The 18,468-nt window shown below is 41.5% G+C and carries 31 protein-coding genes; 2 read left to right on the forward strand and 29 right to left on the reverse strand.

Going from position 1 to position 18,468, the window contains the following annotated elements; all coding sequences use genetic code 11:
* Window positions 1-42: 42 nt before the first annotated feature.
* The 24 genes from rpmJ to rpsJ form a co-directional block, all read right to left on the reverse strand.
* Window positions 43-162 carry a 50S ribosomal protein L36 gene (gene rpmJ / locus AC3B5D_RS07125; protein ID WP_040760535.1) on the reverse strand — a complete coding sequence of 40 codons (120 nt, stop codon included), beginning with the start codon at window positions 160-162 and terminating at the stop codon, window positions 43-45.
* 35 nt (window positions 163-197) lie between these two features.
* Window positions 198-413: a translation initiation factor IF-1 gene (gene infA, locus AC3B5D_RS07130; RefSeq protein WP_002827967.1), complete on the reverse strand. Its 216-nt coding sequence runs from the start codon at window positions 411-413 to the stop codon at window positions 198-200.
* Between the two features lie 92 nt (window positions 414-505).
* Entirely contained in the window at window positions 506-1,075 is a 570-nt protein-coding gene (locus AC3B5D_RS07135) for an adenylate kinase (RefSeq protein ID WP_489840719.1), read from the reverse strand.
* On the reverse strand, window positions 1,072-2,379 hold the full coding sequence (gene secY / locus AC3B5D_RS07140; protein ID WP_489840718.1) for a preprotein translocase subunit SecY: 1,308 nt from the start codon (window positions 2,377-2,379) through the stop codon (window positions 1,072-1,074). Before secY ends, AC3B5D_RS07135 begins: the two co-directional genes overlap by 4 nt.
* Window positions 2,379-2,813: a 50S ribosomal protein L15 gene (gene rplO / locus AC3B5D_RS07145; RefSeq protein WP_489840717.1), complete on the reverse strand. Its 435-nt coding sequence runs from the start codon at window positions 2,811-2,813 to the stop codon at window positions 2,379-2,381. Before rplO ends, secY begins: the two co-directional genes overlap by 1 nt.
* Window positions 2,814-2,854: 41 nt before the next feature.
* Window positions 2,855-3,040, reverse strand: a complete 186-nt coding sequence (gene rpmD / locus AC3B5D_RS07150; protein ID WP_002827972.1) for a 50S ribosomal protein L30 — start codon at window positions 3,038-3,040, stop codon at window positions 2,855-2,857.
* An 11-nt stretch (window positions 3,041-3,051) separates the two neighbouring features.
* On the reverse strand, window positions 3,052-3,555 hold the full coding sequence (gene rpsE / locus AC3B5D_RS07155) for a 30S ribosomal protein S5 (protein ID WP_002827973.1): 504 nt from the start codon (window positions 3,553-3,555) through the stop codon (window positions 3,052-3,054).
* A 19-nt stretch (window positions 3,556-3,574) separates the two neighbouring features.
* Window positions 3,575-3,931, reverse strand: coding sequence for a 50S ribosomal protein L18 (gene rplR, locus AC3B5D_RS07160; protein ID WP_489840716.1), 357 nt, complete (start codon window positions 3,929-3,931; stop codon window positions 3,575-3,577).
* An 87-nt stretch (window positions 3,932-4,018) separates the two neighbouring features.
* Window positions 4,019-4,555 (reverse strand): 50S ribosomal protein L6, encoded by a 537-nt coding sequence (gene rplF / locus AC3B5D_RS07165; protein ID WP_489840715.1) that lies wholly within the window; start codon window positions 4,553-4,555, stop codon window positions 4,019-4,021.
* A 31-nt stretch (window positions 4,556-4,586) separates the two neighbouring features.
* A complete protein-coding gene (gene rpsH, locus AC3B5D_RS07170) occupies window positions 4,587-4,985 on the reverse strand; it encodes a 30S ribosomal protein S8 (RefSeq protein WP_489840714.1) in 399 nt (132 codons plus the stop codon).
* A gap of 43 nt (window positions 4,986-5,028) precedes the next feature.
* The gene (gene rplE / locus AC3B5D_RS07175) at window positions 5,029-5,571 is read right to left on the reverse strand and encodes a 50S ribosomal protein L5 (RefSeq protein ID WP_002827977.1); all 543 of its coding nucleotides are present in this window, start codon (window positions 5,569-5,571) and stop codon (window positions 5,029-5,031) included.
* A 30-nt stretch (window positions 5,572-5,601) separates the two neighbouring features.
* Complete coding sequence (rplX, locus tag AC3B5D_RS07180) at window positions 5,602-5,910, reverse strand: 50S ribosomal protein L24 (protein WP_489840713.1); 309 nt, start codon at window positions 5,908-5,910, stop codon at window positions 5,602-5,604.
* Window positions 5,911-5,942: 32 nt separating this feature from the next.
* Window positions 5,943-6,311: a 50S ribosomal protein L14 gene (gene rplN / locus AC3B5D_RS07185; protein ID WP_002827979.1), complete on the reverse strand. Its 369-nt coding sequence runs from the start codon at window positions 6,309-6,311 to the stop codon at window positions 5,943-5,945.
* 45 nt (window positions 6,312-6,356) lie between these two features.
* Window positions 6,357-6,623, reverse strand: coding sequence for a 30S ribosomal protein S17 (gene rpsQ / locus AC3B5D_RS07190; protein ID WP_489840712.1), 267 nt, complete (start codon window positions 6,621-6,623; stop codon window positions 6,357-6,359).
* Between the two features lie 23 nt (window positions 6,624-6,646).
* On the reverse strand, window positions 6,647-6,853 hold the full coding sequence (gene rpmC / locus AC3B5D_RS07195; protein ID WP_489840711.1) for a 50S ribosomal protein L29: 207 nt from the start codon (window positions 6,851-6,853) through the stop codon (window positions 6,647-6,649).
* Window positions 6,853-7,272, reverse strand: coding sequence for a 50S ribosomal protein L16 (gene rplP, locus AC3B5D_RS07200; RefSeq protein ID WP_002827982.1), 420 nt, complete (start codon window positions 7,270-7,272; stop codon window positions 6,853-6,855). Before rplP ends, rpmC begins: the two co-directional genes overlap by 1 nt.
* A gap of 1 nt (window position 7,273) precedes the next feature.
* Window positions 7,274-7,942: a 30S ribosomal protein S3 gene (gene rpsC, locus AC3B5D_RS07205; protein WP_489840710.1), complete on the reverse strand. Its 669-nt coding sequence runs from the start codon at window positions 7,940-7,942 to the stop codon at window positions 7,274-7,276.
* Window positions 7,943-7,955: 13 nt separating this feature from the next.
* The gene (gene rplV, locus AC3B5D_RS07210; RefSeq protein ID WP_489840709.1) at window positions 7,956-8,303 is read right to left on the reverse strand and encodes a 50S ribosomal protein L22; all 348 of its coding nucleotides are present in this window, start codon (window positions 8,301-8,303) and stop codon (window positions 7,956-7,958) included.
* 16 nt (window positions 8,304-8,319) lie between these two features.
* Window positions 8,320-8,601, reverse strand: coding sequence for a 30S ribosomal protein S19 (rpsS, locus tag AC3B5D_RS07215; RefSeq protein ID WP_489840708.1), 282 nt, complete (start codon window positions 8,599-8,601; stop codon window positions 8,320-8,322).
* 53 nt (window positions 8,602-8,654) lie between these two features.
* Complete coding sequence (gene rplB, locus AC3B5D_RS07220) at window positions 8,655-9,488, reverse strand: 50S ribosomal protein L2 (RefSeq protein ID WP_489840707.1); 834 nt, start codon at window positions 9,486-9,488, stop codon at window positions 8,655-8,657.
* A 16-nt stretch (window positions 9,489-9,504) separates the two neighbouring features.
* Window positions 9,505-9,792 carry a 50S ribosomal protein L23 gene (gene rplW / locus AC3B5D_RS07225; protein WP_489840706.1) on the reverse strand — a complete coding sequence of 96 codons (288 nt, stop codon included), beginning with the start codon at window positions 9,790-9,792 and terminating at the stop codon, window positions 9,505-9,507.
* Window positions 9,792-10,415: a 50S ribosomal protein L4 gene (gene rplD / locus AC3B5D_RS07230; protein WP_075270321.1), complete on the reverse strand. Its 624-nt coding sequence runs from the start codon at window positions 10,413-10,415 to the stop codon at window positions 9,792-9,794. Before rplD ends, rplW begins: the two co-directional genes overlap by 1 nt.
* 24 nt (window positions 10,416-10,439) lie before the next feature.
* Window positions 10,440-11,066, reverse strand: a complete 627-nt coding sequence (gene rplC, locus AC3B5D_RS07235; RefSeq protein ID WP_489840705.1) for a 50S ribosomal protein L3 — start codon at window positions 11,064-11,066, stop codon at window positions 10,440-10,442.
* 91 nt (window positions 11,067-11,157) lie between these two features.
* The gene (rpsJ, locus tag AC3B5D_RS07240; protein WP_489840704.1) at window positions 11,158-11,466 is read right to left on the reverse strand and encodes a 30S ribosomal protein S10; all 309 of its coding nucleotides are present in this window, start codon (window positions 11,464-11,466) and stop codon (window positions 11,158-11,160) included.
* A 462-nt stretch (window positions 11,467-11,928) separates the two neighbouring features.
* Here rpsJ and AC3B5D_RS07245 point away from each other — a divergent pair, with 462 nt between their 5' ends.
* Window positions 11,929-12,918 (forward strand): polyprenyl synthetase family protein, encoded by a 990-nt coding sequence (locus tag AC3B5D_RS07245; protein WP_489840703.1) that lies wholly within the window; start codon window positions 11,929-11,931, stop codon window positions 12,916-12,918.
* 65 nt (window positions 12,919-12,983) lie between these two features.
* Here the strand turns inward: AC3B5D_RS07245 and tsaD are convergent, their stop codons facing one another.
* The 4 genes from tsaD to tsaB are packed head-to-tail and all read right to left on the reverse strand — an operon-like array spanning window position 12,984 to window position 15,742.
* Entirely contained in the window at window positions 12,984-14,012 is a 1,029-nt protein-coding gene (gene tsaD, locus AC3B5D_RS07250; protein WP_489840702.1) for a tRNA (adenosine(37)-N6)-threonylcarbamoyltransferase complex transferase subunit TsaD, read from the reverse strand.
* 3 nt (window positions 14,013-14,015) lie between these two features.
* Window positions 14,016-14,468, reverse strand: coding sequence for a ribosomal protein S18-alanine N-acetyltransferase (gene rimI / locus AC3B5D_RS07255; RefSeq protein WP_489840701.1), 453 nt, complete (start codon window positions 14,466-14,468; stop codon window positions 14,016-14,018).
* Window positions 14,452-15,033 (reverse strand): ribosomal protein S18-alanine N-acetyltransferase, encoded by a 582-nt coding sequence (rimI, locus tag AC3B5D_RS07260; RefSeq protein ID WP_489840700.1) that lies wholly within the window; start codon window positions 15,031-15,033, stop codon window positions 14,452-14,454. Before rimI (AC3B5D_RS07260) ends, rimI (AC3B5D_RS07255) begins: the two co-directional genes overlap by 17 nt.
* The gene (gene tsaB / locus AC3B5D_RS07265) at window positions 15,017-15,742 is read right to left on the reverse strand and encodes a tRNA (adenosine(37)-N6)-threonylcarbamoyltransferase complex dimerization subunit type 1 TsaB (RefSeq protein ID WP_489840699.1); all 726 of its coding nucleotides are present in this window, start codon (window positions 15,740-15,742) and stop codon (window positions 15,017-15,019) included. The genes rimI (AC3B5D_RS07260) and tsaB overlap by 17 nt, the downstream gene beginning before the upstream one ends.
* A 275-nt stretch (window positions 15,743-16,017) precedes the next feature.
* Between tsaB and AC3B5D_RS07270 the strand changes: the two genes are divergently transcribed.
* Window positions 16,018-17,352 carry an ISL3 family transposase gene (locus AC3B5D_RS07270; protein WP_489839388.1) on the forward strand — a complete coding sequence of 445 codons (1,335 nt, stop codon included), beginning with the start codon at window positions 16,018-16,020 and terminating at the stop codon, window positions 17,350-17,352.
* Window positions 17,353-17,448: 96 nt separating this feature from the next.
* On the opposite strand, the gene galE is transcribed toward AC3B5D_RS07270, so the two are convergent.
* A complete protein-coding gene (gene galE / locus AC3B5D_RS07275) occupies window positions 17,449-18,441 on the reverse strand; it encodes a UDP-glucose 4-epimerase GalE (protein ID WP_489840698.1) in 993 nt (330 codons plus the stop codon).
* Window positions 18,442-18,468: the final 27 nt, after the last annotated feature.

The raw sequence follows: 18,468 nt of genomic DNA on the forward strand, positions 1-18,468 counted from the left end.
CCTTTTTCTATATAATAAATTAATTTTTACGCCAAGTAAGCATTACTTACCTTGACGTTGCTTGTGCTTTGGGTTTGCAGAGCAAATCACCATTACACGACCATTACGCTTGACAACTTTACAGCTGTCGCACATACGCTTAACTGATGGACGAACCTTCATGATATTTACCTCCTTGAATTTTTTGTATGATCTGCTTACTTAAACCTGTATGTAATACGGCCCTTCGTCAAATCATATGGCGACATCTCAACTGTTACACGATCCCCAGGTAAAATACGAATGAAATTCTTCCGAATCTTACCAGAAACGTGTGCTAAGATGTCTGCGCCGTTTTCCAGTTCAACGGTAAACATGGCATTAGGCAAAGTTTCCTTTACCACACCAGAAATTTCAATAACATCACTGGCCACGTTGCTGCCTCCTTAGTTGTGACATTGGAGAACGTAACAAGTTATTATAACACGATAGATTTGCCTTGAAAAGAGACAAATCTACGTCATAATTAGCCGTTCTTCAAACTATCAAGTAACTTCTTTACATCTGCGAACACGATATCTAACTCACGTGCACCATCAATTTTGTTTAAAATGCCTTTTTGGTCATAAAACTCAGCGATAGGCTCAGTAAGTTTTCCATTAACGTCTAAGCGATTTTTGATCACTTCAGGCGTATCATCAGCGCGTCCACGGGCCATCATACGATCAACCAAAACTTGTGTATCAGCAGTAAAGTAAAGAACAGCGTCCAATGAACGTCCTTCCTTACTTAACATATCTTCCAATGCTTTAGCTTGTTCTAAGTTACGAGGGAATCCATCTAAAATGAATCCTGGCTTCGTATCTTCTTCTGCTAACCGCTCAGCAACAATACCATTTGTCACCTCGTCTGGGACCAAATCACCAGCATCCATGAAAGACTTTGCCTTCATACCAAGTTCAGTTTCGTTGGCCATTGCCGCACGGAACATATCACCCGTACTGATGTGTGGCAAGTTGTACATCTCTACGATCTTTGCAGCCTGGGTTCCTTTACCAACACCTGGCAAACCCAACAACATGATGTTCAAACTCATTTTGCTACGACTCCTTCTCGAATAAATCCAACATACTGCCGCTTCATCATCAATCCTTCAAGTTGGCGAATCAGGTCAATTGCCACACCAATGACAATTAAGATCGATGTTCCTGACATTGCAAGGTTACTATCCAACCCAAGGATATGCGTTGCTAGGATTGGTGCTAAAGCGACAAATCCTAGGAACAATGCGCCGACCACTGACAAACGCATCAGCAGACCTGACATCCACTTTTCAGTTGATGGACCAGGCCAGACGCCTACGATATAACTACCTTGCTTCTGTAGATTCTCTTGCACTTTTTCAGGATTAACCTGAACAAATGCATAAAAGAATGTAAACAAGACAATTAATAGTGTGTACACAATACCACCTTGCATCGTTTGAATTGAAAGGTACTGCATAACAGTATTATACCAACCTGCATCAGCAAACTTTGTTGCAAACGCCTGCAAAATAGTTTGTGGCGTCACAAGTAGTGATGAGGCGAAAATAACAGGAATCACACCAGCAATATTAATACGTAGTGGTAAGTAAGATGAATTTCCTGAACCTACAGAACGACGTGTATATTGCATTGGTACCTTTCGAATTGCTTGATTGAACCACGTAACAAACGCAATAACAATCACGAAAATCAACATGATACCAATAAAGAATGCCCACCCACGCGCTGGGTCGTCACCTTGTAAAATGTGTTCCTTGAATAATTTGTAAATACCTGCTGGCAAACGCGCAATTATACCAGCAAAAATCAACATTGAGACACCTTGCCCAAGACCACGTTCTGTAATCATTTCACCTAACCAGACTGATAACATTGTACCCGCCGTTAGAATAAAACCAATTAACAAATAAGTCTCTGTATTTGGTGTTTTAACCAAATTAACTTGACTCAGTTGATTAAATCCAGCTGTTATTCCAATTGATTGGACAAACGCTAGGACAATGGTCAACCACCGGGTTACTTGGTTCAACTTACGTCGACCAACTTCCCCTTGTTTCGACCATTCAACAAATCGTGGCACAATATCCATCTGTAGGAGCTGTACCACGATTTGAGCAGTAACGTATGGTGAAACTCCCATTGCAAATAATGAGTAATTTGTTAGTCCACCACCGCTAAACATATTCAAAATGCTGCCGAGCCCAGAATTTGCTACCTCAGTTAGCGCTGCCGTATTAATTCCCGGCACAGTAATGTAGGCACCCAATCGGTAAACAATTAAAATCCATAAAGTAAAAAACAATTTCTTACGAATATCTTTTTCTTTTAATGAATCGAGCACGGTTTTCAGCATTAGATCACCTCAGCTTTACCACCAGCAGCTTCGATTGCTGCGGTTGCTGCTGCTGAGAACTTGTTAGCCTTAACAGTCAAAGACTTCTCTAGTTGACCATTTGCCAAGATCTTAACACCATTTAGTTCGTTCTTTACGATACCAGACTCAACCAACAATGCTGGTGAAACTTCAGTACCATTATCAAAACGGTTCAACATATCAAGGTTGACAACAGCATACTCCTTACGGTTAATGTTCGTGAAACCACGCTTTGGCATACGACGGAACAATGGCATTTGTCCACCTTCGAAACCTAGACGTGTCTTACCACGAGCCTTTTGACCTTTTTGACCACGACCAGCAGTCTTACCATTACCTGATGACTCACCACGTCCAACACGGTTGCGGACGTTACGTGAACCTTCAGCTACTTGGAGTTCATTTAGCTTCATTAGGGTTTTACCTCCTTCAATGCAATCTAATTATTAAGCTCTTACTTAACTACTTCAACAGTAACCAAGTGAGCAATCTTGAACACTGCACCACGCGTTGCTGCGTTGTCAGGCAATACAACTGATGATTGCACCTTGTTTAAACCAAGGGCCTTCACAATTGCACGTTGCTTTGGCAAACGGTGGGCAGCACTCTTTACAAGAGTAATTTTAACTTGTTCAGCCATATTCTGCCTCCTTAATCTGCCAAGTGCTCTAATGAGACCTGACGCAATTCAGCAACTTCTTCAGCGTTCTTCAATGAGTTGATTGCATCGAAAGTTGCGCGTACAACGTTAATTGGGGTAGCTGAACCTAATGACTTTGCAGTCACGTCAGCAACACCAGCCAATTCCAAAACGGCACGAGCAGCACCACCAGCTGCTACTCCAGATCCTTCAACGGCGGGCTTCAATAAGATGCGACCACCAGCGTAGACACCCAATGTAGAGTGAGGAAGGGTTGTACCAACCGTAGGTACACTAATAATGTTGCGCTTTGCGTCTTCAGCAGCCTTACGGATTGCTTCAGGAACTTCTTGCGCTTTACCAGTACCAAAACCAACATGTCCGTCACGGTCACCAACAACTACCAAAGCAGCGAAACGCAAACGGCGTCCACCTTTAACAACCTTGGTAACACGGTTGATGGCTACAACGTTTTCTTCAAGCTCACCGAGCTTATTTGCATCGATAAATGCCATGTTTTCTTTCCTCCTTCCCTTAGAACTTCAAGCCAGCTTCACGAGCTGCTTCGGCCAAAGCTTGTACACGACCATGGTACAAGTAACCACCACGATCAAATACAACACCTTCAACGTTAGCTGCTTTCGCACGCTCTGCGATTAAAGCACCAACTTTAGCTGCCTGTTCAGTTTTTGGAGCAGCCTCAATTGACTTATCCAATGTTGAGGCACTAGCAAGCGTCACACCCGCTACGTCATCAATTAATTGCGCGTAGATGTTCTTGTTAGAACGGTAAACGTTCAAGCGTGGGCGCTCAGCAGTACCAGAAATCTTGCCACGAACGCGAGTGTGTCGATGTTGACGCACTTTGTTCTTGTCTGACTTCGTAATCATGTTCGTAACCTCTTTTTTTATTATTCGAAAGATATACTCATAAGTAAATCGCAACGTTGCTTACGATTTTAAGCACAAGGCTTAAGCTTACTTACCAGTCTTACCTTCCTTACGTGCAACGTATTCACCTTCGTAACGAATACCCTTACCCTTGTATGGTTCAGGTGCACGTACGGCACGGATCTCAGCAGCGAAATCACCAACAAATTGCTTGCTGATTCCAGCAACTGTAATTGTCGTTGCGTCAGGAACTTCAACAGTTAATCCTTCACGAGCTTCAAATTCTACTGGATGTGAGTAACCAACGTTCAAAACAAGCTTATCGCCTTGTTTTGAAGCACGGTATCCAACACCAACTAGCTTCAAGGTCTTCTTGAAACCATTTGAAACACCCTCGACCATGTTGTTAACAATAGAACGAGTAGTGCCGTGAAGTGCCTTCATACGACCATCATCAGATGGGCGAGTGAATGAAACCTCAGTTCCATCAACAGTCAAATTGATTTCGTGAGCAACTGTACGAGATAGCTCACCTTTAGGTCCTTTAACAGTAACAACGTCACCTTCGCGTGATACTTCAACGCCTGCTGGCAATGTTACGGCCTTATTACCAATACGACTCATTGGTTGACACCTCCTTATTTAAATTTTGTTTTTACCAGACGTAAGCCAATACCTCGCCACCAATCTTCTTGGCGCGAGCTTCTTTATCGGTGATAACACCTTCAGAAGTTGAGATGATTGCAATACCCAAACCGTTTAATACCTTAGGTACATCATCTGACTTAACATAAGTACGTAGACCTGGCTTTGAAATACGCTTCAAACCTGTGATTACGCGAGTTTTGTCAGCAGAATACTTAAGGAAAACACGGATGATACCTTGCTTATCATCTTCAATGTATTCAACGTCACGAACAAAGCCTTCATTCTTCAAGATCTCGGCGATGTCCTTCTTGATCTTTGATGCAGGAACTTCAACTGAGTCGTGGCGAACCATGTTCGCATTACGAATGCGTGTCAAAAAATCTGCAATTGGGTCAGTCATTGACATTGATATTTGCCTCCTATTATTAATTACTGTAAATCAGTGTTGATTACTTTGAGAAAGGCATACCCATTTGAGTAAGCAATTCACGAGCTTCTTCGTCAGTGTTGGCTGTCGTTACAAGAACGATATCCAAACCACGGACACGATTAACCTTATCATAATCAATTTCTGGGAAAATAAGTTGCTCACGTACTCCTAACGTGTAGTTTCCACGGCCATCAAAGGCCTTTGGTGAAACTCCACGGAAGTCACGAACACGTGGCAATGAAACGTTGATCAACTTGTCTAAGAAGTCGTACATACGTTCACCACGCAAAGTAACCTTTGTACCGATTGCCATACCCTCACGCAAACGGAAGCCAGCGATTGACTTCTTTGCACGAGTGATAACTGGCTTTTGACCAGCAATCAATTCCAATTCAGCAACAGCTTCATCCAAGTTCTTTGAGTTTGAAACAGCGTCACCAACACCCATGTTAAGCACGATCTTTTCGATCTTAGGTGCTTGCATGATTGATGAGTACTCAAACTTCTCGACCAATGAAGGTGTAACTTCATTGACGTACTTTTCCTTCAAGCGATTTGCCATGATAATGATTTCCTCCTTTCACCTAGAAAATTATGCCAAAGTCTTTCCAGACTTCTTAGCAAAACGTACCTTCTTACCATCTTCAACTTTGTAACCAATTTTTGTTGGTTCGTTAGTAGAAGGGTCAAGCAATTGTACGTTTGAAACGTGGATTGGAGCTTCAAGCTCAACAATTCCACCTTGTGGGTATTGGTTATTAGGCTTTTGGTGCTTCTTAACCATATTGACACCTTCAACAACGACACGGTCTTGTGATGAAATAGTCTTAACAACTACGCCTTCCTTACCCTTGTCCTTGCCGGCGATAACCTTAACCTTGTCACCAGTCTTCACAAACATGCGAGGCTTCCTCCTTGATTTAATGATGGTAATTACAATACTTCAGGTGCCAATGACACAATACGCATGTAATCATTGTCACGCAATTCACGCGCAACAGGTCCGAAGATACGTGTACCTACAGGACTCTTGTCATCTTTAACGATAACAGCAGCGTTTTCATCGAAACTGATGTATGAACCATCAGCGCGGTGAGTACTAGCAGCAGTACGAACGATAACGGCTTTAACAACGTCACCCTTCTTAACATTTCCACCAGGAATAGCTTGCTTAACAGTTGCAACGATCATGTCACCGATTCCGGCGAACTTACGACCAGATCCACCCAATACCTTGATAGTCAAGATCTCACGTGCCCCTGAGTTATCAGCAACCTTTAAACGACTTTCTTGTTGAATCACGATTTTGTCCTCCTTCCGTTATTGGTAAGATTCGAGATTAAACGATTAGATAATAACGGCCTTCTCGACGATTTCTACCAAACGGAAGCGCTTTGTAGCTGACGTTGGACGTGTCTCCATGATACGTACCAAATCACCTGCTTTAGCTTCGTTGTTCTCATCGTGAGCCTTAAACTTCTTCGTGTACTTAACACGCTTACCATAAACTGGGTGGTTCTTGTAAGTGTTAATGGCAACAGTAATTGTCTTATCCATCTTATCTGAAACCACGCGGCCTTGGTAAACCTTACGTGTGTTACGAGCTTCAGTCATAACGAACGGTCTCCTCTCTTAGTCTACTTGTTCAATTCTTGTTGACGAATGATCGTCTTAATACGGGCGATTTGCTTACGTACTTCTGACAATCGAGCCGTGTTCTCAAGTTGACCTGTAGCTAATTGGAAACGCAAGTTGAATAACTCTTCCTTGTAGCTCTTTTCCTTGGCAACCAGCTCAGCTTGGCTGAGACCCTTGATTTCGTTTTGTTGATCCTTGATCTTCATTATTCACCCTCCACTTGACGAGCCAAGATTTTCGTCTTGACTGGCAACTTGTTAGATGCGAGACGCAAGGCTTCACGGGCAACCTCTTCGGGAACACCGGCAACTTCAAATAATACCTTGCCGCGCTTAACAGGTGCTACCCAGCCTTCTGGGGTACCTTTTCCGTTACCCATACGAACACCAACACCCTTTGAAGTGTATGACAAGTGTGGAAAAATCTTGATCCATACTTTACCACCACGCTTCATGTAACGCGTCATAGCAATACGAGCAGCCTCGATTTGACGGTTTGTAATCCAGTGTGATTCAGTAGCTTGTAAACCGAAATCTCCAAAAGCTACTGTCTTACCACCTTTAGCCTCACCACGCATCTTACCGCGATGTGGTCGACGGTACTTTACACGCTTTGGAACTAGCATGTTACTCGCCTCCTTGCTTCTTTACTGACTTTTTCTCTGGCAAGATATCACCACGGTAAATCCAAGTCTTAACTCCGATTTGACCATAAGTAGTTGTTGCCTCATCCCATGAGTAGTCAATGTCTGCACGCAATGTGTGCAAAGGCACTGTACCCTCTGTATATTGCTCAATACGAGCCATATCTGCACCGTTCAAACGTCCAGAAACTTGTGTCTTGATACCCTTGGCACCAGCACGCATTGCACGTTGGATAGCACTACGCATTGCACGACGGAAAGCCACACGGCGAACCAAATCTGCTGCAATTTGTGAGCCTACCAAGTGGGCGTCCAAATCAGGCTTCTTAATCTCAATGATGTTGATGTGAACACGTTCACCTTTGGCAACGATCTTAGCAAGTTCGTTACGCAATGCATCAACTTCAGATCCACCTTTACCAATAACCATACCTGGCTTAGCAGTGTGGATTGAGATATTAACACGGTTAGCAGTACGTTCAATTTCAACACGTGAAATTGATGCTTCGGCCAACTTAGCTTCGATGTACTCACGCAACTTTAAATCTTCATGCAAAGTTGTTGCGAAGTCCTTCTTGTTAGCGTACCATTTTGCATCCCAGTCGCGGATGATGCCGACACGCATACCAGTTGGGTTAATTTTGTGACCCATGACTCAATCCTCCTTACTTTTCTTTTACCACAATTGTAATGTGGCTTGTACGCTTGTTGATTGGTGAAGCTGATCCCTTGGCACGTGGACGGAAACGCTTTAACGTTGGTCCTTCGTTTGCAAAGGCTTCAGTAACTACCAAATCTTCGCGATCTAATGAGAAGTTGTTCTCAGCGTTTGCTACTGCTGAGTTCAACACTTTATATACATCTTCTGAGCTGTGGTTAGGCATAAATTGCAAAATTGCAAATGCTTCTGCCACAGACTTACCACGAACTTGGTCAAGCACTAGGCGGACCTTACGTGGAGCGACACGAACGATTTTGGCCGTGGCGCGTGCTGACGTGATTTGTTCAGCCATTGTATTGTCCTCCTAATTACTTACGCTTAGTTGCTTTATCGTCTGCTGCGTGTCCGCGGAACGTACGCGTAGGAACGAACTCTCCGAGCTTGTGACCAACCATGTCTTCTTGTACTAAGACTGGCATATGCTTACGACCATCGTAAACTGCAAAAGTTAATCCAATGAAGCTAGGGAAAATCGTTGAGCGACGTGACCAAGTCTTGATGACAGTATGCTTGTCTGAAGCGTTAGCAGCTTCAACCTTCTTTAACAAAGAAGCATCAGCAAATGGCCCTTTTTTTAGGCTACGACCCATTTCGAGGTCCTCCTCTCGTTTTTTAAAAACTTATAATAGCTGGATACTATATTTTATTTGTTCTTACGACCACGAACGATAAACTTCGATGAACGAGCCTTAACGTTACGAGTCTTCTTACCAGCTGTCTTCTTACCCCATGGTGACAATGGTGATGGACGTCCGATAGGAGCCTTTCCTTCACCACCTCCATGAGGGTGATCGTTAGGATTCATAACAGAACCACGAACGTGTGGACGTTGACCCTTCCAACGACGACGACCAGCTTTACCCCAGTTAATCAATGAGTGTTGTTCGTTTCCAACAACACCAACTGTGGCACGATTTACGGCTAGGATCATACGTACTTCACCAGATTGTAGGCGAACTAGTACGTACTTTCCTTCCTTACCCAAAACTTGAGCTGAAGCTCCGGCTGAGCGAACTAATTGTCCACCATGACCTGGCTTCAATTCAATATTGTGGATTTGAGTTCCATCAGGAATATTTGCCAATGGTAGAGCATTACCTACTTTAATATCAGCATCTTTTCCAGATTGAACTGTCATACCAACTTCCAAGCCCTTAGGTGCCAAGATATATGCCTTAGTACCATCAGTGTATTGTAGCAAAGCGATGTTTGCAGTACGGTTAGGATCGTATTCGATCGCAACAACCTTAGCTGGTACATCATCCTTAGTACGCTTGAAGTCGATAATACGATATTGGCGCTTATGTCCACCACCACGGTGGCGTACAGTCATGTGACCGTATGAATTACGAGCACCAGTGTTTGACTTTGATTCCAACAAGCTCTTTTCAGGCGTCGTCTTAGTGATTTCAGAAAAATCTGAAGACGTCATGTTACGACGACCGTTAGAGGTTGGCTTGTACTTCTTGATAGCCACGCTAATTTCCTCCTAATTAGTTTTCGTTGAACAATTGAATGTCCTTTGAAGCGGCAGACAACTTAACAGTTGCCTTCTTACGCTTCTTAGTGTAACCAGCAAAGCGTCCTTGACGCTTCAACTTACCACGTACGTTTGCTGTGTTGATTTTTTCAACTTTAACGTCAAAAATTTCTTCAACAGCGCGCTTAATTTGTGGCTTAGTGGCGCGAACATCAACTTCAAACGTGTAACGCTTCTCATCTAAAACGTTCATCGTTTGTTCAGTGATGACCGGGCGCAAAATGATATCGCGTGCGTCCATTATGCCAAAACCTCCTCAACTTGTGCCAAAGCTGATTGTACAACAACCAACTTATCGTTGTTGATTACGTCAAGCACGTTAACACCCTTAGCAGTCATAACAGTCACGTTTTCTAAGTTACGTGCTGCTAATGCTGCATTAGCATTATCATCGTCCAAGACAACCAACGTCTTTTCATTTACGTTTAAGTTGTTCAAAACTGCCTTAAATTCTTTTGTCTTTGGTGCGTCAAATGACAATGCATCAACAACGACCAATGATGAATCCAAAACCTTTTGTGACAACACTGACTTCAATGCCAAACGGTAAGCCTTCTTAGGCATCTTGTAGGCATATGAACGTGGTGTAGGTCCGAAGACAATTCCACCACCACGCCATTGTGGTGAACGAATTGATCCTTGACGGGCACGACCCGTTCCCTTTTGACGCCAAGGCTTCTTTCCACCACCAGAAACCGCTGAACGGTTCTTTACGGCGTGAGTTCCTTGACGCATTGAAGCGCGTTGCATCAATACGGCATCCGTAATGACATTGTTGTTTGGCTCAACACCGAATACTGAATCATTTAATTCAATATCACCAGCATTTGAACCGTCTTGCTTAAACAAAGCAACCTTAGTCATGTTATTTTCCTCCCTTCGTCCTTATTACTTAGCTTTCTTTGAGTACTTTACAGTAACAAGTGACTTGTTGGCACCAGGAACATTACCCTTAACCAAGATCACGTTATTTTCTACATCAACGCGAACAACTTGCAAGTTTTGTACAGTACGCTTATTGTTACCCATGCGTCCAGGCAACTTCTTACCTTTGAATACACGGTTAATAATGGCACCCAATGAACCAGGACGACGGTGATAACGAGATCCGTGAGCCATAGGTCCACGAGATTGGCCATCCTTCTTGATGTTACCTTGGTAACCATGACCCTTTGTGATTCCAGTTACATCAACAGCTTCGCCAGCAGCGAAAATGTCAACCTTAACTTCATCCCCAACATTGAATTCTCCCTCAGCATCGCGGATTTCACGAATGTAGCGCTTAGGGGTCGTGTTTGCTTTGGCAACGTGACCTTGCTCAGGTTTGTTGCTCAAAACTTGGCGCTTATCTTGGTAACCCAATTGAATTGCGCTGTAACCGTCATTTTCCAATGTCTTAACTTGAAGAACAACGTTTGGCGTAGCTTCAATAACTGTTACAGGGATAAGTTCACCAGTCTCAGTAAATACCTGAGTCATGCCGACTTTGCGGCCTAAGATACCCTTAGTAGTCATGACTATCTCCTTTTCAAATAGTAAATCTAATTTTCGGTTAGTTAGATGCATAACCAGGCAAGTTTATTATCTATAATCTAAGCTATAAGAATTACAACTTAATTTCGATATCAACACCGCTTGGCAACTCCAACTTTGACAATGCATCGACTGTCTTAGCAGTTGGGTTCATGATGTCAATCAAACGCTTGTGTGTACGCAATTCGAATTGCTCACGTGCATCCTTGTGCTTGTGAGGTGAACTCAAAACTGTGTAAATCGTACGTTCTGTTGGCAATGGAATAGGACCTGAAATTTCAGCACCTGTACGCTTTGCGGTTTCAACAATCTTTTCAGCTGATGAATCCAAAATCTTATGCTCGTAAGCCTTTAAACGGATACGAATCTTCTTATTTGCCATGATATAAATTCTCCCTTCGTCCATATTGGAATATGAAACTAACTCCGTGGAAACTACCGACACGCCCCACAAGGCTCCATGGCAATGGGCCTCGTGGCAATGCTGCCGGGTGTGTCGCAACCTCCCACATCATTGCTCGTCAACGCACACTAACAGAGGGACACAGTTATGTTGTCCTTCTTTTAGCGTACTTGTTTATGATACAGCAGTCATACTTGATAAGCAAGCACTTTATCGCAATTCATTGAAATATTTTTTACTGCACTTTGCATCACAACGTTTATTATCATACACAATTTTCAAAATAATTGCCAATATAAACACTTGTATTTGTTAATTATTTTTTATAGATGAAAAATTGCCTGTCGATTACCTTTTTTTAATATATAATAGAAATTAGTTTAAAAGATGTTATGTCAATTTATGTTTTACAATATAGTAGATTTAAGGAATTCCAAATTAATGAAACAATCACTTATGCAAATTCACCCTATGTGGGATAATTATCCAATAATTAAAAAGGAACTCCAAGATGTGTTGTTAATTATTCAAAATTCGCTGCATGCAAATGATGCGGAAGTTGAACAAGCATTATTGGATATGTTCAGAGGCGGCGGCAAAATGTTACGTCCAGCCTTCGCAGTTATTATCGGTCAATTCTATCCAGGTAATACGTCAAATTTGAACCATATTGCAGCAGCTGTTGAGATGCTTCACACAGCAACGTTGGTTCATGATGATATTATTGATGATTCTCCTGAACGACGCCATGCGCCAAGTATCCAAGCACGCTTTGGTAAAGACATTGCTGCCTACGCTGGTGACTACCTTTTTGCTGCCACGTTTAGAACATTGGCTTATCATACTGATGATATGTCGATCGTTCGCCAAGCAACAAAATTATTAGATGATATTTTAACTGGTGAGTTAACACAACGAACGAATCACTATGATCGACACACGACCCTTGCTGACTATAAAGAACAAATTGCTGGCAAGACAGCAGCCTTGTTTGTTTTATCAGCACAACTTGGTGCAACTAATGGTGATGCCCCTGAAGAATTTGTTGATCTTGTCACTGAATTTGCTTTTAACGTTGGGATGGCGTTCCAAATATTGGATGATATTTTAGATTATCAAGCAACCAACCAAGACCTCGGTAAGCCAACCTTACAAGATGTTCGCGAAGGCGTTTATTCAGCACCACTCATCATTGCGATGCAAGATAATGATGATATCCAAGCACTCTTAGCTAAGCAAGAACTCATCACTAACGAAGAGGCCTTACAACTACGTGATTTAGTTGTGGCAACTGGTGCTGTGGACGAGGCTGCAAATCTTGCGAGTGACTATACAACTGTCGCATTAGATTATTTAGACAAACTGCCCGATAGTGAAGCAAAGGATACATTAATTGCCATTAGTGAAGCACTATTAGAACGTGCAAATTAATTAACTATTTATATAGTAGAAAATCACAAAAAAGGACGCTCTTTTTATAAAGGGCGTCCTTTTCATTATTCATCTTCAGCATAATCAAATTCAAGTGCCGGGTCCGCATTTAATGTCCAATCACCACGTTTACCATGACGATACGCAATATCAACTGCTGCACCAATCATCGCCGCATTATCACCAGCCAACTTAATTGGTACAGGGATAAACATTATTTCTGGACGCTTTGCCATCATATTTGCTAATGCATCACGTAAACCATGATTTGCAGCAACACCACCAGCAACGATAAATGACTTCACTGGATAATAATCTAATGCACGCGCAGTTTTTGTGACTAATACTTCAACGACCGCTGCTTGAAACGAAGCCGCCAGATCATCATGATCAACTGATTCACCACGCTGATCCGCATTATGCAATAAATTAATGACAGCACTTTTCAATCCTGAAAAGGAAAAATCATAAGCATCATCGTTAATCAATGCTCTTGGTAACTGATAGTTTGGCTGACCACGATGTGCCATCTCATCCAATGTTTTACCAGCTGGATACTTTAAGCCCATTGTCCGACCAACTTTATCATAACTTTCGCCAGCTGCGTCATCACGCGTATCACCAATCACGACATACTCATACTCATGTGGCATGAGCACTAATTCTGTATGTCCACCAGAAACCATCAATGCCAATGCTGGATATTGAATCGGCTCTACAAAATTTGCAGCGCTGATATGACCCGCTAAATGTAAGACAGGCACTAGTGGCAATTGATGTGCCCACGCAATTGTTTTCGCAGCAGTCACACCGACCAATAATGCTCCAACCAAGCCTGGTCCCTGCGTCACACCAATCGCTGTTAAATCGTCATAAGTTAAGTTAGCATCAGTTAGTGCAGCGTCCGCTAAAATAGTAACCTGTTCAATATGATGACGACTAGCAACTTCTGGTACAATACCACCAAAACGTTGATGACTTTTTATCTGTGTCGCTGTCTCTAAACTAATGATTTCAACACCATTTTTAATTATGGCAACACTTGTTTCATCAGCACTTGATTCAAACGCCATGATATATCGTGTTTCTGTCATTTTTTACTCCTTTAACGTGACTGGTAATTGTTGCATCATTAAATCAGCATCTTCAACCGGCTGTTTATAATATGCCCGCCGTTGACGATAGATTTTAAACCCAAATCGCTGATAAAGATGTTTTGCAGCAAAATTACCAGTCCGAACTTCTAATAATACTGTTGTCTCATCAGGAAATTCATCAAACCAAGCTTGTAATAAGCGTCCCCCAAAATGGTGACCTTGTTGTGTTTTTACAATGGCCACATTACTGATATCCAATACATTATCTAGGTAAACGCCCCCTGCAAACCCAATTAATTGATTCTCAACAACTAAACCAATATAATGCGTGTATTCATTTGCTAAATCTTTTTCAAATGTTCGCAATTGCCAAGGTGAGCCAGCTTGGTAAGCATTATTTGCTACCTGATACAATTGCTCAGCTGTCATATCATCTTTAGATAAGAAGTTCATGATTGATTTGGTCTCCTAATATTTGTGCCATATCAAAAGCATCCTCACCATTTTCACCATAATAATGTACTTTACGACGAATAACTTGAAAGCCTAATCGTTCATATAATGCCTGCGCACGTTTATTTGAGACGCGTACTTCTAATGAAATACGATGAAAATTAATTTGTTGGGCAATGGTCATCATGTAGGTTACCAAAAATGTGCCAATACCACGTCCTTGCCAATGTGGTACAACCATGATGTTTGTAATATGTACTTCATGAATACCCGGTCGAAAAGCTGCCCCAACTAACGCAACCAAAGAACCAGTTTCTGGTTGGCGTACAACTATATAGAGACGGTCACGCGTCCGATGTAATTCTTCGGCAAACGCTTCTAATGGCCACAAAACATGACCATCATATGCCGCTTGCTCAAGTGCGACCATATCCTCTAAATCTTGTTTCTTGGCTGGCATTAAGTCAAATTCGAGCCCTTTGATAACGATTGTTTGATGGCGTTGTACCTCTTCTGGTAACGATTTTCCTAACCAATGTGCCCATTGACTAAACTTTTTCCACATAGGCATGTCCACCTCGATCTTCTGGATGCAGTTTTGCCCAATCTGCCTCCGCCTGCGATAGTCGATGGTAATTTGGCACAAATTGATGAATATCCGCCATATCAGTCAACGTTTGACCATCTTTTGCTAATCGTAAACAATTAGCTGCATGTGGTAAATTATCCTTTGCAAAAGTTGCTTGCGGTAACAATGTCCGTAATTGTTCTTCAAAACGTTGCCATTCCCCAACAAAAATAATTGGCTGCGTTGTTTTTGCCAACGCCGCATATAGGGACTCAATATTCATATGACTATCTGCTTGAAGCGTAACTAAGTGTTCATCCTGCCATTGGTATTGGGCCGCATAAATATTTTGATTACGAGCATCCATGATTGGCACAATTGTTACGTGATTTTCCTGTACATTGGTTGCTAATAACGCTAAGCTCGAAATACCTGTTAATGATAATCGTAGCGTAAAAGCGAGTGTCTTAGCAGTTGTTACGGCAATTCGCAAACCGGTATACGAACCGGGTCCTTGACTAACAATGACATTGTCTAAATCCTGTGGTGTCCAATGAGCTTGCTTCATTAATTCATCAATAAAAGGTAATAATTGTGTTGAATGGTTACGACGCACATTGGTTTCACGTTGGTCAATTAATTGATCATTTTCAAATAATGCCACACTTAAGGGTTGATTGCTTGTATCAAAAGCAATGGTCTTCATATCACCTGACTCCTCTATTTGTAGAATACTATTACTTATTTTACCGCAAATTCATCAGAACAACAGATTTAATCGTTTGAATCCAAACAAAAAGAACCCCTGCTCAGCAACTTGAATAAATTTTGGTTCTACAATATTTGGTACTGATAGCTAATCTGACAGATTAGTCATTAGTGCTTTTTTTGTTGTTTTTGTATAATTCATTTATAAACACAAAAAAACAGACCAGCAGCCACTAGTCTGTCTCACAAAATCCCTTTGAAAGGACCTCTAACATGGATAAGTATATCAAGATTTTACTCGGAATTAAAGACACACGTATTGAATTAGATGATCAAGCCTCGGAGGTGATGACCACGGTCTTAAAAAATGGCGTTCGACAACAAATTTGGCATTTGAAATTATCTTATGATAATTATTGTCCACATTGTGCTTGTTTAATGAATAAGAATGGCATGAAATTCGTCCAACATATCGCCTCTCGTGCTGCCAATATATTTAATCAGCTAGCGATTCGCAAACAAAAATACATCTGCCCACAATGTCATCGAACAGCACTAGCTGAATTTTCTGATATTAAATCAGGTGATCATATCATGACGAATGTTAAACAAGCAGCTGCCATGGAGTTAAGTGAAAATGTTAGCCAAAAACATATCGCCCAAGCCTATAACATTTCATCACACACTGTGATGCGTCAAGCGCAAGGACTCTTTACTTACAACAAAACAAGTTTTCATTATCTACCTCAGCATATTGCTTTTGATGATTTTAAGTCTGGTAACTTTGCGGAAAATAGTGGTATGAGCATGATTTTAATGGACAGTACAACCTACCGCGTATTAGATATCATGCGTGAACGTGGCGATCATAGTCTTCGCCATTACTTTGAGCAATATTCAGCAGCAGCGCGTGCTGCTGTTAAAACCATTACCGTTGATTTATTTAGTCCTTATCGCAATATAATTCATGACTTGTTTCCACACGCTCAAATCATCGCCGACAGATTTCATGTTGTCACACAAGTTTACCGTGCATTAAACCAAACACGTATCCAAACGATGAAATCCTATGGTACAGATTCACGAGCTTATCGCCAGTTAAAGCGATATTGGAAACTGCTTTTGAAAGATGAAACCACTTTGAATTATACTGATTTTCGAAAGCGTCGAAACTATCGTTATGCTTATTTAACCGATCAAGAGGTCATCGATCGATTATTAACCTTATCACCAGAGCTACGTTCAGCTTATAATTTTTATCAAGACATCCTTTACGCCGTACGATATAAAGATTTTGAACAACTGCAAATAGCTGTTACAACAAATACGCAAGAAACTCGTTTCCAACATTTGCCAGAAACTATGAAAAAGGCCCAACGGACCTTGCGTAAGCACCTACCAGAAATTAAAAACAGTTTTATTTACCCGTTCTCAAACGGTCCCGTTGAAGGGGCTAATAACAAAATTAAAGCCATTAAACGGACTGCCTATGGTTTTCGAAACTTTAAAATGTTTCGTTTGCGCATATTAATTGCCTTCAAAGATAGTTTTTATTCGCAAAGCTACAGACAAAAAGCAACTAAATTTATGAAAAATTCAGCTGCTTAATGTTTAAGCTATTTAATTAAATAATTCTGCTATCAGTACAATTTGACCAATAACCTAAATTTTCAAGTCAACATCACATGGATTCTTTGATTATATTTAACGATCGGCATAGCCGTTTGGATGCTTTTGAAGCCAGTTCCAAGCCGTACTAATAATTTCCTTAACATCATCGTACTTTGGTTCCCAACCAAGTACTTCACGTGCTTTAGCAGATGAAGCCACTAATGAATCAGGATCACCGGCGCGACGTGGACCAACTTCTGCAGGAATTGGTTGACCAGTTGCTTCACGAGCAGCTTCAACCATTTGCTTTACTGAAAAGCCATTGGCTGAACCTAAGTTAAATTGATTAGACTCATTACCTTTTGCCAAGTAATCCAGTGCTAATACATGGGCATCTGCCAAGTCCATCACATGCACATAGTCACGCACATTGAATCCGTCTGGCGTGTTATAGTCATCACCAAACATCATAATTTTTTCACGTTGACCCAATGCTGTTTGTAAAATAATTGGTACTAAATGCGTTTCAGTTGGGTGATCTTCACCAATTGAACCATCCGCCTTTGCACCAGCAACATTGAAATATCGTAATGCGACCCACTTCAAACCATAAGCTTGGTCAGCCCACTTCATAATATGTTCCATTTGGAGTTTTGACTCACCATAAGGATTAATTGGATTTTGTGGTGTCGTTTCCTTGATTGGATTTTCCTTTGCAACACCATATGTAGCTGCCGTTGATGAGAAAACAATTTGCTTGACGTCAAAGTCTAACATCACTTCAAGCAAATTGATCATACCGTAAACGTTATTATCAAAATACATTAATGGCTTTTCAACTGATTCTGGCACAATTGATGATGCGGCAAAATGCACCACTTGTTCAATATTTTCTTTTTCAAAAACTTCTGACAATGCTGCTTTATCACGAATATCAACTTCGTAGAATGGCACCCCTTCTGGCACTGCCGCACGATGTCCTGTTAACAAATTATCAACAACGACAACATCCCGATGATCTGCTAACAATGTTGCAACCATATGAGAACCAATATAGCCAGCTCCCCCAAGTACTAATACAGACATTTCAATTCTCCTTATCGTCTTAATTAC

This window comes from Weissella sp. ESL1177 (assembly GCF_058107185.1).

What these genes read in the sequence shown, in the direction of transcription:
- rpsE (WP_002827973.1), bottom strand. Translation starts at nt 3,555, where the DNA reads ATGGCATTTATCGATGCAAATAAGCTCGGTGAGCTTGAAGAAAACGTT.
- rplD (WP_075270321.1), bottom strand. Translation starts at nt 10,415, where the DNA reads ATGACTAAGGTTGCTTTGTTTAAGCAAGACGGTTCAAATGCTGGTGAT.
- rpsC (WP_489840710.1), bottom strand. Translation starts at nt 7,942, where the DNA reads ATGGGTCACAAAATTAACCCAACTGGTATGCGTGTCGGCATCATCCGC.
- rimI (WP_489840700.1), bottom strand. Translation starts at nt 15,033, where the DNA reads ATGTGGAAAAAGTTTAGTCAATGGGCACATTGGTTAGGAAAATCGTTA.
- rpsS (WP_489840708.1), bottom strand. Translation starts at nt 8,601, where the DNA reads ATGGGTCGTAGCCTAAAAAAAGGGCCATTTGCTGATGCTTCTTTGTTA.
- rpmJ (WP_040760535.1), bottom strand. Translation starts at nt 162, where the DNA reads ATGAAGGTTCGTCCATCAGTTAAGCGTATGTGCGACAGCTGTAAAGTT.
- rpmC (WP_489840711.1), bottom strand. Translation starts at nt 6,853, where the DNA reads ATGAAGATCAAGGATCAACAAAACGAAATCAAGGGTCTCAGCCAAGCT.
- rpsQ (WP_489840712.1), bottom strand. Translation starts at nt 6,623, where the DNA reads ATGACTGAAGCTCGTAACACACGTAAGGTTTACCAAGGCCGCGTGGTT.
- rplC (WP_489840705.1), bottom strand. Translation starts at nt 11,066, where the DNA reads ATGACTACTAAGGGTATCTTAGGCCGCAAAGTCGGCATGACTCAGGTA.
- secY (WP_489840718.1), bottom strand. Translation starts at nt 2,379, where the DNA reads ATGCTGAAAACCGTGCTCGATTCATTAAAAGAAAAAGATATTCGTAAG.
- rpmD (WP_002827972.1), bottom strand. Translation starts at nt 3,040, where the DNA reads ATGGCTGAACAAGTTAAAATTACTCTTGTAAAGAGTGCTGCCCACCGT.
- rplR (WP_489840716.1), bottom strand. Translation starts at nt 3,931, where the DNA reads ATGATTACGAAGTCAGACAAGAACAAAGTGCGTCAACATCGACACACT.
- rpsJ (WP_489840704.1), bottom strand. Translation starts at nt 11,466, where the DNA reads ATGGCAAATAAGAAGATTCGTATCCGTTTAAAGGCTTACGAGCATAAG.
- rplE (WP_002827977.1), bottom strand. Translation starts at nt 5,571, where the DNA reads ATGGCAAATCGCTTGAAGGAAAAGTACGTCAATGAAGTTACACCTTCA.
- galE (WP_489840698.1), bottom strand. Translation starts at nt 18,441, where the DNA reads ATGTCTGTATTAGTACTTGGGGGAGCTGGCTATATTGGTTCTCATATG.
- rplF (WP_489840715.1), bottom strand. Translation starts at nt 4,555, where the DNA reads ATGAGTCGTATTGGTAATAAGGCCGTAACATTGCCAGCAGGCGTTGAA.
- AC3B5D_RS07270 (WP_489839388.1), top strand. Translation starts at nt 16,018, where the DNA reads ATGGATAAGTATATCAAGATTTTACTCGGAATTAAAGACACACGTATT.
- tsaB (WP_489840699.1), bottom strand. Translation starts at nt 15,742, where the DNA reads ATGAAGACCATTGCTTTTGATACAAGCAATCAACCCTTAAGTGTGGCA.
- rimI (WP_489840701.1), bottom strand. Translation starts at nt 14,468, where the DNA reads ATGAACTTCTTATCTAAAGATGATATGACAGCTGAGCAATTGTATCAG.
- rplO (WP_489840717.1), bottom strand. Translation starts at nt 2,813, where the DNA reads ATGAAGCTAAATGAACTCCAAGTAGCTGAAGGTTCACGTAACGTCCGC.
- rplP (WP_002827982.1), bottom strand. Translation starts at nt 7,272, where the DNA reads ATGCTAGTTCCAAAGCGTGTAAAGTACCGTCGACCACATCGCGGTAAG.
- rplW (WP_489840706.1), bottom strand. Translation starts at nt 9,792, where the DNA reads ATGGACGCACGCGATATCATTTTGCGCCCGGTCATCACTGAACAAACG.
- rplV (WP_489840709.1), bottom strand. Translation starts at nt 8,303, where the DNA reads ATGGCTGAACAAATCACGTCAGCACGCGCCACGGCCAAAATCGTTCGT.
- rplX (WP_489840713.1), bottom strand. Translation starts at nt 5,910, where the DNA reads ATGTTTGTGAAGACTGGTGACAAGGTTAAGGTTATCGCCGGCAAGGAC.
- AC3B5D_RS07135 (WP_489840719.1), bottom strand. Translation starts at nt 1,075, where the DNA reads ATGAGTTTGAACATCATGTTGTTGGGTTTGCCAGGTGTTGGTAAAGGA.
- AC3B5D_RS07245 (WP_489840703.1), top strand. Translation starts at nt 11,929, where the DNA reads ATGAAACAATCACTTATGCAAATTCACCCTATGTGGGATAATTATCCA.
- tsaD (WP_489840702.1), bottom strand. Translation starts at nt 14,012, where the DNA reads ATGACAGAAACACGATATATCATGGCGTTTGAATCAAGTGCTGATGAA.
- rpsH (WP_489840714.1), bottom strand. Translation starts at nt 4,985, where the DNA reads ATGTCAATGACTGACCCAATTGCAGATTTTTTGACACGCATTCGTAAT.